Source organism: Verrucosispora sp. CNZ293 (genome assembly GCF_002754655.1).
Window position 1 is genome coordinate 1,999,324 of sequence record NZ_PEFR01000001.1, and the last position, 12,950, is coordinate 2,012,273.

At 72.1% G+C, this 12,950-nt stretch carries 11 protein-coding genes; 6 read left to right on the plus strand and 5 right to left on the minus strand.

Annotated elements, in window-relative coordinates; translation table 11 throughout:
- Positions 1-201: 201 nt before the first annotated feature.
- From CLT74_RS09150 to ctaD, 3 genes are all read left to right on the plus strand, one after another.
- On the plus strand, positions 202-1,182 hold the full coding sequence (locus CLT74_RS09150) for a glucosyl-3-phosphoglycerate synthase (RefSeq protein WP_486582710.1): 981 nt from the start codon (positions 202-204) through the stop codon (positions 1,180-1,182).
- A gap of 85 nt (positions 1,183-1,267) precedes the next feature.
- Complete coding sequence (locus CLT74_RS09155; RefSeq protein ID WP_099851633.1) at positions 1,268-1,996, plus strand: ATP-binding protein; 729 nt, start codon at positions 1,268-1,270, stop codon at positions 1,994-1,996.
- Between the two features lie 87 nt (positions 1,997-2,083).
- The gene (gene ctaD / locus CLT74_RS09160) at positions 2,084-4,087 is read left to right on the plus strand and encodes an aa3-type cytochrome oxidase subunit I (RefSeq protein ID WP_099846159.1); all 2,004 of its coding nucleotides are present in this window, start codon (positions 2,084-2,086) and stop codon (positions 4,085-4,087) included.
- 66 nt (positions 4,088-4,153) lie between these two features.
- Here the strand turns inward: ctaD and CLT74_RS09165 are convergent, their stop codons facing one another.
- The 4 genes from CLT74_RS09165 to CLT74_RS09180 all read right to left on the minus strand — a co-directional run bounded on the left by CLT74_RS09165 (position 4,154) and on the right by CLT74_RS09180 (position 9,131).
- Positions 4,154-5,029 (minus strand): SigB/SigF/SigG family RNA polymerase sigma factor, encoded by an 876-nt coding sequence (locus CLT74_RS09165; RefSeq protein ID WP_099846160.1) that lies wholly within the window; start codon positions 5,027-5,029, stop codon positions 4,154-4,156.
- Between the two features lie 219 nt (positions 5,030-5,248).
- Positions 5,249-6,619: a hypothetical protein gene (locus CLT74_RS09170; RefSeq protein ID WP_099846161.1), complete on the minus strand. Its 1,371-nt coding sequence runs from the start codon at positions 6,617-6,619 to the stop codon at positions 5,249-5,251.
- Positions 6,620-6,910: 291 nt separating this feature from the next.
- Positions 6,911-8,020, minus strand: coding sequence for a thiamine pyrophosphate-binding protein (locus tag CLT74_RS09175; protein WP_099846162.1), 1,110 nt, complete (start codon positions 8,018-8,020; stop codon positions 6,911-6,913).
- Positions 8,013-9,131: a baeRF2 domain-containing protein gene (locus tag CLT74_RS09180; protein WP_099846163.1), complete on the minus strand. Its 1,119-nt coding sequence runs from the start codon at positions 9,129-9,131 to the stop codon at positions 8,013-8,015. Before CLT74_RS09180 ends, CLT74_RS09175 begins: the two co-directional genes overlap by 8 nt.
- Positions 9,132-9,278: 147 nt before the next feature.
- Between CLT74_RS09180 and CLT74_RS09185 the strand changes: the two genes are divergently transcribed.
- Complete coding sequence (locus tag CLT74_RS09185; protein ID WP_099846164.1) at positions 9,279-9,818, plus strand: hypothetical protein; 540 nt, start codon at positions 9,279-9,281, stop codon at positions 9,816-9,818.
- 33 nt (positions 9,819-9,851) lie between these two features.
- Here the strand turns inward: CLT74_RS09185 and CLT74_RS09190 are convergent, their stop codons facing one another.
- Positions 9,852-10,196, minus strand: a complete 345-nt coding sequence (locus CLT74_RS09190; RefSeq protein ID WP_099846165.1) for a DUF3817 domain-containing protein — start codon at positions 10,194-10,196, stop codon at positions 9,852-9,854.
- 87 nt (positions 10,197-10,283) lie between these two features.
- On the opposite strand from CLT74_RS09190, the gene CLT74_RS09195 reads away from it, so the two are divergent.
- Positions 10,284-11,762 (plus strand): glutamate-cysteine ligase family protein, encoded by a 1,479-nt coding sequence (locus CLT74_RS09195; RefSeq protein WP_099846166.1) that lies wholly within the window; start codon positions 10,284-10,286, stop codon positions 11,760-11,762.
- 85 nt (positions 11,763-11,847) lie between these two features.
- On the plus strand, positions 11,848-12,924 hold the full coding sequence (locus CLT74_RS09200) for a hypothetical protein (RefSeq protein WP_099846167.1): 1,077 nt from the start codon (positions 11,848-11,850) through the stop codon (positions 12,922-12,924).
- Positions 12,925-12,950: the final 26 nt, after the last annotated feature.

The following is a 12,950-nucleotide window of genomic DNA, read 5'->3' on the forward strand; positions in this document are numbered from 1 at the left end:
GAAGTGCAAGATCGCGGAGGGCCGGGGGGTGGGCGGGCGCAATCAAAGGTTCATCAGATGGGAACGTGGCGGGAGCACAGCGCTGATCAAGCTGGGGTGCCGGTCCGGTTAGCGTGCGGGGTGCTGGGAAATCCATCTCCCGGTCTTCCCGCCGACGAGGGGGTGCCTGTGCACGACAACGAATCTCTGGTCTCGCCGGTGGTGGAGGCCTGGGCCACCTATCGGACCACCTCGGCGGCCGACTGGCCGACCCGACGGCTGCTGCGGGCCAAGGGCGACAGCCGGGTCAGCGTGGTGCTGCCGGCGCGCAACGAGGAGGCCACCGTCGGGGCGATCGTCTCGACCATCCGCGAGCATCTGATGGACCGGGTGTCGCTCGTCGACGAGCTGATCGTGGTCGACTCGCGGTCCACCGACCGCACCGCCGCGGTGGCCCGGTCCGCCGGCGCCGAGGTGGTCAGCCAGGACGCGATGACCCGGGGGCTGCCCCGGTTGACCGGCAAGGGCGACGCGCTCTGGGCCGGCCTGGCCGCGGCGGAGGGAGACGTGGTCGCCTTCGTCGACGCCGACCTGCGCGAGTTCCGGCCGCACTTCGTCACCGGGCTGCTCGGCCCACTGCTGACCGACCCGTCTGTCGACTTCGTCAAGGGCTTCTACCACCGACCCCTGGTCAGCACCAGCGGCGTGGAGGCCGACGGTGGCGGCCGGGTGACGGAGCTGATGGCCCGGCCGATGCTGAACCTGTTCTGGCCGGAACTGGCCGGCTTCGTGCAGCCCCTCGCCGGCGAGTACGCCGGCCGCCGGGAGGTGCTGGCGCGGGTGCCGTTCGTCTCCGGCTACGGCGTCGAGACCGCCATGCTCATCGACCTGCTCGAACTCGTCGGGCTGGACGCGCTCGCCCAGGTGGATCTCGGTGAACGTAAGCACCGGCACCAGGACACCGCGGCGCTGGGCCGGATGTCCGCCCAGATCATGCTCACCGCCTGGTCGCGGTTGCAGCGCCGGGGCTGGGCCAACCCCGAGGTGCTGCCCACCGCCCTGCTGACCCAGTTCCGCCGGGGCGGCTCCGACGCGCTGCCGAACCTGGACCGGGAGATCGTGGTCAGCGACGTCGCCGTGGAGGAACGGCCACCGCTGGCCGAGCTGCGACACCAACTGCCCCGACGCCGGGTCGCGGCCTGACGTGTCCGGCCCCACGTGGCGTTTCACCCGGTGGGAGGCCGGGTACCTGCCAGGCTCTGCGGAAAACGCCGAGACGAGGGTGGAGATGGCGAGCCGGATCACCTGCCAGGTACACGACGGGGCACACGTCACCGTCGTCCGCCTCGCCGGCACCCTCGACATGATCTCGATGCGCCAGGTGTACGCGATCCTGGAGGAATGTCTGGCCCGGCAGCCCGACGCGCTGGTGGTGGACCTGACCGAGCTGGACGTGCGGGAACAGCTGGCGGTGTCGGTCTTCGCCGCCGTGGCGCGCCGCGCCGCGGGTTGGCCGGTCGTCCCGCTGGTGCTCTGCGCGCCGCGCCCGGACGCCGCCGCCTCCCTGGCCGGGTCGACGGCCTGCCGGGTGGTGCCGGTGCGGGACAACTGCGACGAGGCCAGCCGGGTGGCCGACGCGACGGCCGTGACCCGGCTGCGGCTGCGCCTGGACCCGGTGGCGACGGCCTGCCGGCGGGCCCGGGAGCTGGTGGCCGACGCGTGCGCCAGGTGGAACCTCCCCGAGGCGGTCGGCCCGGCCTCGGTGGTGCTCAGCGAGCTGGTCGGCAACGTGGTCCGGCACGCGGGCACCCCGATGCAGGTCACGGTGACCCTGCGACGCCCGTGGCTGCACCTGGCCGTGGTCGACGGCAGCAGCGCGGCGGCCCGGCCCGGCACGTCCGGGCAGCGCGACGAGGGCGGTCGAGGGCTGTTGCTCGTCCGCGAGCTGGCCGAGCGCTGGGGTAGCTCCCCGGCCGGTGACGGAAAGGCCGTCTGGGCCACGCTGCCGGCGAATTGACCGAAATTACCGCTGTCGCCTGGTTACATGGTCGGCGGGGTGGGTAGCCACGCCCGTCCTTTTCCGTCGTCAGCGGGGTGAGCGCTCATGCCCAAGCGGGTAACCACCGAACCCGGACAGGACCGAGGGCCGGCGATTCTCGCCCCGGCCCGGTTCGGCGGCTATCCCGGACCGCTGCGCAGGCCGCTGCCGGGCGGAAAGCTCGTCAGGTTCCTGGCCACCACCGACCACAAGCAGATCGGCCTGCTCTACCTGCTGACGTCCTTCGGCTTCTTCGTGCTGGCCGGGATCGAGGCCATGCTGATCCGGGCCGAACTGGCCCGGCCGGGTCTGCAGTTTCTCGCCCCGGAACAGTACAACCAGCTCTTCACCTCGCACGGCGCGGTGATGCTGCTGCTGTTCGCCACCCCGGCCGCGTTCGGCTTCGCCAACTACATCGTGCCGATCCAGATCGGCGCTCCGGACGTGTCGTTCCCCCGACTCAACGCGCTGGCGTACTGGCTCTACCTGTTCGGCGGGGCGATGGTGGTCGGCGGTTTCCTGACCCCGGGCGGCTCGGCTGACTTCGGCTGGACCGCGTACACCCCGTTGAGCACCGTCGAGCACTCCCCCGGGGTCGGCGCGAACATGTGGGTGATCGGGCTGGTGGTCTCCGGTCTGGGTACCATCCTCGGCGCGGTCAACCTGATCACCACGATCCTGACCCTGCGGGCACCGGGCATGACCATGTTCCGGATGCCGATCTTCACCTGGAACATGCTCTTCACGAGCGTGCTGGTGATCCTGGTCTTCCCGCTGCTGGCCGCCGCGCTGCTGGCGCTGAGCGCCGACCGGCTGCTCGACGCCCAGGTGTTCAACCCCGACACCGGTGGACCGATGCTCTGGCAGCACCTGTTCTGGTTCTTCGGCCACCCCGAGGTCTACATCATCGCGCTGCCGTTCTTCGGCATCATCACCGAGGTCATCCCGGTCTTCTCCCGCAAACCGATCTTCGGCTACACCGGGCTGGTGCTGGCCACCATCGCGATCACCGTGCTGTCGATGACGGTCTGGGCGCACCACATGTTCGCCACCGGCCAGGTGCTGCTGCCGTTCTTCAGCATCCTCAGCTACCTGATCGCGGTGCCCACCGGGGTGAAGTTCTTCAACTGGATCGGCACCATGTGGAAGGGGCAGCTCACCTTCGAGACACCGATGCTGTTCTCCATCGGCTTCCTGGTGACCTTCCTGCTCGGTGGGCTCACCGGCGTGCTGCTGGCCAGCCCGCCGGCCGACTGGCACACCCACGACAGCTACTTCGTGGTGGCCCACTTCCACTACGTGGTCTTCGGCACCGTGGTCTTCGCGCTCTTCGCCGGCTTCTACTTCTGGTGGCCGAAGATGACCGGGCGGCTGCTCGACGAGCGGCTGGGCAAACTGCACTTCTGGACCATGTTCATCGGCTTCCACGGCACCTTCCTGGTGCACCACTGGCTGGGCAACGAGGGCATGCCCCGCCGGTACGCCGACTACCTGCCCACCGACGGTTTCACCACGCTGAACACGATCTCCAGCATCTTCTCGTTCGTGCTGGGGGCGTCCACCCTGTTCTTCATCTGGAACGCCTGGAAGTCCTGGCGCTACGGCGCCGAGGTGACAGTGGACGACCCCTGGGGTTTCGGCAACTCGCTGGAGTGGGCCACCACCTGCCCACCGCCGCTGCGCAACTTCGACCGGATGCCCCGGATCCGCTCGGAGCGACCCGCGTTCGACGCAAAGTACGGCGAACTCGTCTCCGACCTGGGCCGCGACCTTCCACAGCGGACCACCCGGCCACCGCAGGAGTTCCGCGACGAGATACACCGCGAGGTGCACATGCCGGAATCGCCGAGCGCCGAGGGAGCGCACGGCGCGCGGGAGGCCGTCGCGTACCAGCCGGCGCCGCAGTCCGGTGCCCGGCCGGTCGAGGTGCCGGAGCCGGAGGAGATACGCCGGCCCAGCTTCGAGGAAACCGACGAACCGGAGGACAACCCGCTGGGCGCGCAGCGCGACGCGCAACCCAACGACCGCTGGCGGCATCCGCGTGGGCACGGAGACACTCCGGAGAACTGATCGACGCGTACGGGTGAGGGCGGCACCGACAGGTGCCGCCCTCGCGACGTCTTTCGTGGTGCCTGCTCAGCGGCCTCGTACCGCGGCCGTGGCCCGCGTCTGGCTGGCCGCCTCGGACTCGGCGGGACCGTTCTGCCAGGGTGGCGGCGCGTCGGCGAGCATCGCCTGGCGTAGCCAGGTCAGCGCCCTCGACAGCAGCCGGGACACGTGCATCTGGGAGATGCCGAACCGGGCCGCGATCTCCGCCTGGGTCTGGTTGCCGTAGAACCGCATGGCCAGGATCCGCCGCTCCCGCCAGGGCAGCCGGTGCAGCAGGCCGCTGACCGTCACCCGGTCGTCGACCGACTCCAGCGCGATGTCCGACTCGCCGACCAGGTCGCCGAACTCCGCCGAACTCTCCCCGCCGACCGGCGCGTTCAGTGAGGCCGGGCTGTAGCCGGCCGCCGACTCCAGCGCCGCGAGGATCTCCGCCTCCGGCGTCTCCAGCCGCTTCGACAACTCGGCCACCGTCGGCGCCCGGGACAACTCACTTGTCAGCGCCGCCGTCGCCTGTCCGACCTCCAGGATCAGGTCCCGCAGCCGGCGGGGCACATGCACCCCCCAGGTGCGATCCCGGAAATGCCGCTTGATCTCACCCACGATGGTGATCGCCGCGTACGCGGTGAACGAGCCCCGTTCCGGGTCGTACCGGTCGACCGCGTTGACCAGCCCCAGACGGGCCACCTGCTCCAGATCCTCAAGCGGTTCCCCGCGCCCCCGGTAGCGGCGGGCCAGCCGGCCCGCGAACGGCAACGCGAACCGGACCAGGTCGTCGCGGGCCTCGTGCCGACGCTCCGGCGGCAGCCCCTCGATCCGCGCCGCGTACGCCAGCGCCGCGGCGTCGAGGTCCTCCAACCCCCGATCGGTCGGTGGTGGTGTGGTTGTGGTGGTCTGTCCGAACATCCGCGCCTCCCTCGGGAAGGACCCCGCCCGGATTCACCGACACCGGGCACGCGCGTAGGCACGCACGGGCCTGTGACTGGGTTACGTGACTGGGATGCCAGCGGGCGACGGCGCCGCGCCACGCAAGGTGATCAGCCTGTCGCAGCCGGCGGTGTTCCCGCTCCGTAGGTACTCAATCACGGGATCGCGGGTTCGCGAGGATGTTTCGTCAGCCCGGTCTCAACAGATCAGCAGGCCGTGGTGGCCGCCGCCGTCGCGCAGCGCGGCCAGGGCCTCCGAGGTCGCCAACGGCGCCGGACTGGGCAGGTCGTACGGCTGGGCGCGGAGCACCTCGGTGGCCCGTCGGGTGGGCACCGAGGTGACCGGGTAGCCGCGCGCCGAGGCGCGGTCCAGGGCCCGCCGCCGCCGGCCGAACCCGGCGACCGCCAGCCACTGCGGCAGACCAGCAAGCGCCGGTGACCGTACGCCCGGCGGCTCCGGCAGCACGTCGACCGAGGTGAACGACTCGCTGCCGGCCAGCCACCACTCCACCTGCTCGACGCTGCGCCGGGTGGCGTTCTCGCACCAGTACGGCACCAGCCCGGCCCGGAGCACCTGCCAGGGGTCGAGCAGCCGGCCGCACTCGACCACCAGGCGGTCCCCGGTCTTGCCGGCGGCCCGCAGCCAGCGCCGGTACAGGTCGGCGGTGGCGGCGCTGAGCGCCTCCGGCGCGGGCACCAGGACGCGGTGTACGGGATGACCGTGCCGGACGGTCCAGTCCTGTACACCCGTGTCGAAACCGGACTCCACCCCGTGCTCGGCGGCGGCGGGCGGCGCGGAGATCTCCGGCGGATCCCAGTGGGCGCTGTCGCCACCGGCGGAACGTAGTACCTGCCGCAACGCGTGGCTGTCCGGGTGGAAGTCCACCGGGCTCAGGCCGCTGGCCGGACAACCGAGCTGGAAACTGTGTCCGTCGGCGGCGGCGACCACCGGCCAGGTCCGGGTGTCCCGCAGCACCAGCACCGGCGCGCCAGGGGTCAGCCGGTCGGCAAGGAAGCTGCGGTACGCGGCCGGCAGCGCCTGCCAGCGGCCGGTCAGCGCCACGGTCGCCCCGGCCAGCGCACCCCGGCTGGCCGGACAGTGCACCTGCCGCAGATGCAGGTCGGGGTTGCCGGCGAGCAGCCGTCCCGCGAGCGCCGCACCGTGGTCCAGGGCGGCGCTCGGGCGGTCCACCGCGCCCTGCGGCCAGTGGGCGATCATCTCGAACCCGGCGGGCAGCCAGGGCATGCCCAGCGCCAGCGCCAGGTGCGCGACGCCGCCGTGCGGGGAGCCCAACAGCACCCCGGGATACCGACGACGCGGGTACTGGTCGACGAACCACCGGGCCACCCGCCCCGCGTCGACCTCGGCGGCCTGCCCGGCGGTGAGGGCGATCCGACCGGCGGAGCGGATCGCCGCGGCCCGCCGCACCGGGTCGGGCGTACCGGCGAAACGGGACACCGGCCCGGCGTGCCCGAGGTCGGCGCAGTCGCTGCCCCGCAGCGCGCGGGCAATTGCCGCGACCAGGGTCCGGGCGGTGCTGCCAGCGGCGACGACGCGGTCGCCAGCCATCCCCGCTCCGGCCGCCGTGAGTCCCGGACGCACCGTACGCCCCGCCTCCACCTTGCCTCGATCGCTCACCACGCGGCCCGGCTTCCCGCCACGATGAGGGTTAAACAGGGCATCCCCCCACCGAGCGGCATCAATCAGCGGATCTTGCCCCTTCCCCCCAACACCGACCACCCGCCCTCGCCGGCGCGCCGTTGCCGGCCAGCAACATCGGGGATGCTGCTGTCTCGCCGTCGCCTGATGCGGCAACATCCCCGATGTTGTCGCATCCCCGACGTGTCGGGGATTGCGAGGTCAGGTGGGGTGACGGGCCGGGACGGGGGGTTGCGCGGACACCTCGACCATCGGGTTGGTGAGCCGGTTCCACGAGCCGTGGGTCAGCGCGTCCGTCATCACCTCGAGCACGCACGGCCGGTCGGCGTTCAGCGCCTCGTCCCAGGCCGCGCCGACCAGCTCCGGCCGGTCGACGCGTACCCCGTGCAGGCCGAGCAACCGGGCCCAGCCGGCGTAGGGGACGTCGTCGGTGATCGGCCGGCCCGGATCCAGGTGCCGGGGATGACCGGACCGGGTGTTGCACACCAGCACCACCAGGCGCGGATCGGGCCACGCCGGTCGCCGCCGGGCGACGGTGACCAGCTCGGCCAGCCCGTGCGCGCGCATCCCGTCGTCGGCGACCAGAGCGACCACCGGCTGGTCGGGGGCGGCCAGCTTCACGGCGACGGCGTACGGCAACGCGCCCCCGGACAGACCCATGACGGCGACATCAGCGGTTGCCCCCGGAGGGTCCGCGAGGCCGGTCATCGGCAGGGTGCCGTCGACGACCACCGTCGCGGTCGGCGGCAACCGGGTGGACAGCTCGTCGAGCACCAGCCGCGCGGCGAACCCGGTGGCCGGGGACGCGGACCGCATCCGGTGGTCCGCCGGCCGGTACGGCAGCACGAGGCCCACCGGGCCGCCACCGCGCGAGGCGGCGCGCAGCGCCTCGTCCATCAACTCCGGCACCCGCACCGGGTCGGCGGCGTACCGGACGCCGTGGCACACCTCGGCGAGCAGTCGCGTCGTGACACCCACCTCGTCGTCCCGGACCGGGCCGGGCTCGGCGACGACCGCGAGCACCGGCAGGTGGGCCCGCCGGGCGGCGTCGAGCCCGGCGAGCAGGCCGGCGGCGGCCACGCCGCCGGCCGCCAGGCAGACGCCCGGGCCACCGGTGAACCGGGCGTGACCGGCCGCCATGACCGCGGCGCTTCCGGCGTCGCGGGTGGGCACGAACTCCGGGTCGCCGCCGGTGGAGTCGAGCGCCTCGGCAAGGGACGCGACCGCCGCCGCCGGATGGCCGAAGACCCGCGGGATACGCCAGGCCAGCAGCCGGGTGACGACGGCGTCGTCGACGCTCGGGTCAGGCACCGCCCCGTCCCGGGGTGACCGGGTCGACGTAGCGCAGCACCGCGCCCACCCCGTCCACCAACTGCGGCGCCTCGTCCGGCCCCAGCACCGTCAACTCGGCGTCGGTGCCCACCAGGGCACGCACCAGCGCCGCGTCGGCCCGGACCCGCTCCGGTTCGGCGACCGTGGGCAGCTGGCCCGGCTCGGTGGCGATGTCGGTGGCCGCCGGGCCGATCCAGAGGTGGCCGTCGGCCGACGGGTCGTCGACGATGAGCATCGTGTCGACCTGGTTGCGCTGCAACGCGGCCACCACGGCGTCCAGCCCGGCACCGACGTCCTCCTGCGTGCCGAAGCGGTCCAGCGCCGCGTTCACCCGCTGGTCGGCCACCTCGGCGATGGTCTGCACGGTCAGGTCGTCCAGCAGGGTCTGGTCGGCGCCACCGGCCCGGGAACCGGCGTCGGTACGCACCACCAGGTCCTGCCAGCGATCCGGCATCTGGGCGGCGATCATGCCGGTGGCGCGGACGTCACCGGCCACCACCACCACCTCGGCACCCACCCGCTCGGCCAGTTCCACTGTCGCGGCGGTGACGTCACCGGCGTTGTGATGCCACGCCTCCATCGCGGCCCGCTGGTAACGCGACTGGGACCAGCCGCCGGGCTTGACCCGGCGCAGCTGGTAGCTCTCCCGGCCCGTCACGTGCGCCCGGCGCGGCACTCCACCGGCGCTCACCGACATCGCGTCGGCACCGGTCCGGTCGGCCAGCACCCGGACCCACGCCACCTGCTCACCACGTTGAGCCAGCAGCGGCATCACGTGTGGCAACGGGTCGTACGCGGCCAGGTCCCGACGTGGCGGAGCGGACAGGTACTCGGAGAGCACCACCTCTCCCCGGGTGCCGAACACGGCCAGCCCGTAGTCGCCGGGCATCGGGTCGTGACCCCGGACAACCCGGTCGATCGCGGCGAGCGTCGGCTCGTCCGCCCCCTGCTCGGCCAGTTGCCGTTGCAGGCCGCGCCAGCGCAGATCGAGCGCCGCGTGCGCGTCCTCGGTGTCCAGGGAGGCGTCCAGGTAAACCGAGCACCACGGGCCCGGACGCTGGTACAGCGGGCGCAGGAAGGACAGCTGCATGCTCGACCCCTTTCCAGCTCGGCCCACCGCATACCCGCGTCGCCGTGCTTGTCACCTGCCGGCAGCCGCGTGACCGGTTTTCATTCACGTCGTTCAACCTCGAGGATCGATACGATCTGTAGGCGTAAGCGGACTCTGGGTGGTGGGATGGACACGACATCGTATTCCCGGCGCAGCCTGCACCCCACCGGGCGGATCCTCACCGCGCAGATCGTGCGCCTGATGGACGGCTACCCCCGGGAGGTGCGGGTGGGGCAGCCGGTGCTGGTGGTGGTGCTGGCCGCGGCCGGGGTGGCCGGCCTGCTCGCCCGACTGGTGCGAGCCCTGCTCTCGGTCGGTTCCGGGACGGGCCGGCGCAGCTTCAAGGAGCTGAAGAAGGGCCCCGAGTATCTGGTCACCCCGGTTCGCCTCCGGGACGCCGACGGCCGGCTGTACGAGGTGGAGTTGCACGGGCACCTGCCGCAGAGCGCCCTGCATCCGGCCGACCACGTCCAGCTGACCCTGCGCGACCAGGGCGATCCCGACCTGGCACCGAAGATCGAACGGATCGTCAACCTCACCACGGGGCAGTTGCTCCGGCCGCGTACGGCCACGATGTGGTCGCACCTGGGGCCCTCGCTGCTGCTTCAGGCGGTCCTGGGGGTGCTGGTCCTCGCCGGGGTGGCCGCCTGCACGGCGGTGGGCTGAGGCCGTCGTCCGAGCGCCGGCGACGGCCCGACGTCAGCCGACGGGGGCGGGTTCCGGGGCCGGCTCGGTGACGTCGAGCATGCCCCGCCGGCGCGCCCAGCGCTCGAAGACGAGCGTGGCGAACGGCGGCACCGCGCAGGCCAACGCCACGCCGGTGGCCAGCAGGCTCCACCTGTGCACCCGCGCCACGGCCAGCACCAACGCCCCGTACGCGACGAAGAGCGCGCCGTGGATCGGGCCGAACACCTGCACGCCCAGTTCGTTGTCGGGCGGGCCGTACTTGACCAGCATCCCGGCCAGCAAGCCGGCCCAGGAGATCGCCTCCGCGATCGCCGCCACCACGAACAGTCGGGTCACCTTGTCACGCACGACGGCCATGCTACGGACAACCCGACAGGTCCCGACTCCCGCAGGTGGCATGGACGTGCGACGTTCGGGGTACCAGCGGTGACAGGGTGGTGACCAATGGGCGAGGAAGTCGGCGTACAGACCTTCAGCCGCCAGGATCGGGCTCGCTACCGGGACAAGGTGCGCCGCTGTCTCGACGTCTTCGCCGAGATGCTGCGCGAGTCCCGGTTCGACGTCGACCGGCCGATGACCGGGCTGGAGATCGAGCTGAACCTGGTCGACGACGACTCGATGCCGGCGATGCGCAACAGCGACGTGTTGCGCGCGGTGGCCGACCCGAGCTTCCAGACCGAACTCGGCCAGTTCAACGTCGAGATCAATGTCGCGCCCCGGCGGTTGACCGGCACCGGCACCGCCGAGTTCGAGGAACATGTGCGCGCCAGCCTTAACGCCGCCGACCAGCGGGCCCGCACCGTCGGCGCGCACCTGGTGATGATCGGCATCCTGCCCACCGTGCTGCCGGAGCACCTGACCGCCGCCACCCTGTCGCCGAATCCCCGCTACGCGCTGCTCAACGAGCAGATCTTCGCCGCCCGGGGGGAGGACCTGCGGATCGCCATCAACGGGGTGGAACGGCTGGCGGTCACCGCCGACACGATCACCCCGGAGGCGGCGTGCACCAGCACCCAGTTCCACCTCCAGGTCGGTCCCGGCCAGTTCGCCGACTACTGGAACGCCGCCCAGGCCATCGCCGGGATCCAGGTGGCGCTCGGCGCGAACTCGCCGTTGTTCTTCGGCCGTGAGCTGTGGCGCGAGACCCGGATCCCGCTGTTCCAGCAGGCCACCGACACCCGCTCCGAGGAGATCAAGACCCAGGGCGTACGCCCCCGGGTCTGGTTCGGCGAACGCTGGATCACCTCGGTGTTCGACCTGTTCGAGGAGAATGTGCGCTTCTTCCCGGCGTTGCTGCCGGTCTGCGATCCGGAGGACCCGTCCGAGACGCTCGCCGCCGGAGGGGTACCGACCCTCGCCGAGTTGCGGCTGCACAACGGCACCGTCTACCGGTGGAACCGGCCGGTCTACGACGTTCTGCGCGGCCGGCCGCACCTGCGGGTGGAGAACCGGGTCCTGCCGGCCGGACCGACAGTGCTGGACACCGTCGCCAACGGGGCGTTCTACTTCGGTCTGGTCCGGGCGCTCGCCGAGGCGGACCGGCCACTGTGGTCACAGATGTCGTTCAGCGCCGCCGAGGAGAACTTCAACACCTGCGCCCGGCACGGCATCGACGCGCACGTCTTCTGGCCCGGCCTGGGCTATCTGCCGGTCACCGAGCTGGTGCTGCGCCGGCTGCTGCCGCTGGCCCACCACGGTCTGGACCGGTGGGGTGTCGAACCGGACGAGCGGGACCGGCTGCTCGGCATCATCGAGCAGCGCTGCCTGACGGGGCGCAACGGCGCCAGCTGGCAGGTGGAGACGCTGCACCGACTGGAGTCGACGGACCAGCTGGACCGCCCGGACGCCCTGCGTCAGGTCGTCCGGCACTACGTGGAGCTGATGCACAGCAACCGGCCGGTCCACGAGTGGCCGATCCCGTGACCACCTCCCGACACAACACGTGACGGGTCCGTCACAGTCGCTACCGTGAGTGGGTTTCGTCCGCCGGGTGGAGAGGATCCCGCCGATGTCGCGGTCCCCACGTCATGCCGTCCCACTCACCGTCGCCCTGCTCGTCGTCAGCCTGCCGCTGCCCGCCACGGCGAGTCCCGGGCTCGCACAGTCCGCCGCCGTTCCGCGCGCCACCGCCGCCGCGCCCTCATTCGCCCCGACCACTGCCGCCCCCGGCGAGGTACGGACCACGTTGCGTGACCGGGCCACCGGGGCCACCGTACGAGGGTGCGTGTCCCTGGTCCCGGTCGACCGCGACCTGCTCACCGTCGTGTTTCTCGGCGAGGTGCAGGACGGCCGGCACGCCGGCTGCACCGGCGTCGACGGCGGCGATGTGCTCGCCAGCAACGTGCCGCCCGGCCGCTATCACCTGCTCGCCGAGCCCTACGACAACGCGCAGTACGGCATGCAGTGGGTCGGCCGGCACGGCGGCACCGGCCAGCGGGAGCGCGGCGTGATCATCAAGGTGCGACCGGGCGCAACCGTCACCGCCCCGACGGTCCGGTTCGATCCGCCGGGCACCGTCACCGGTCGGGTCACCCGCGCGGCGGACGGCACCCCGGTCTCCTTCGGATACGTCCTGCCCCTGCCGGTGGTCCCGCATCCCAAGTACAGCGACTACGGCGTCTTCACCGACGACGACGGCCGGTACACGCTCACCGGTCTCGGGCCGTACCGCTGGCCGTTGTACTACACCGGTTACGGGCTGGCCAGTCAGTGGTCCGGCGGGGTGGCCGACCGCACGAAGGCCGACACCGTACGGGTCCGGTCCGGCGCGACGGCCACCAGCGACCAGAAGCTCGTCGCGGGCACCGTGGTCAGCGGCACCATCGCCGTCGACGAGATGCCGAACTACTCCCAGGTGATCGCCTTCCACGCGGGTACCGGCGACGTGGCGGGGGTGGTCGACGTCGGTGCCGACTACAGGCTGCGGCTGCTGCCGGGGCAGCGGGTGCTGCTGCGGTGCGACTGCGCCCACGTGCCCAGCCGCTGGTTCCCCAACGCCGAGCAGGTGTCCGGGGCACAACCCCTGCGGATCAGACACACCCCGGTCACCGCCGACTTCGACCTGACCGGGCCCGCGACGGGCTGACGGCAGACCGGAACCGGTCACCGCGC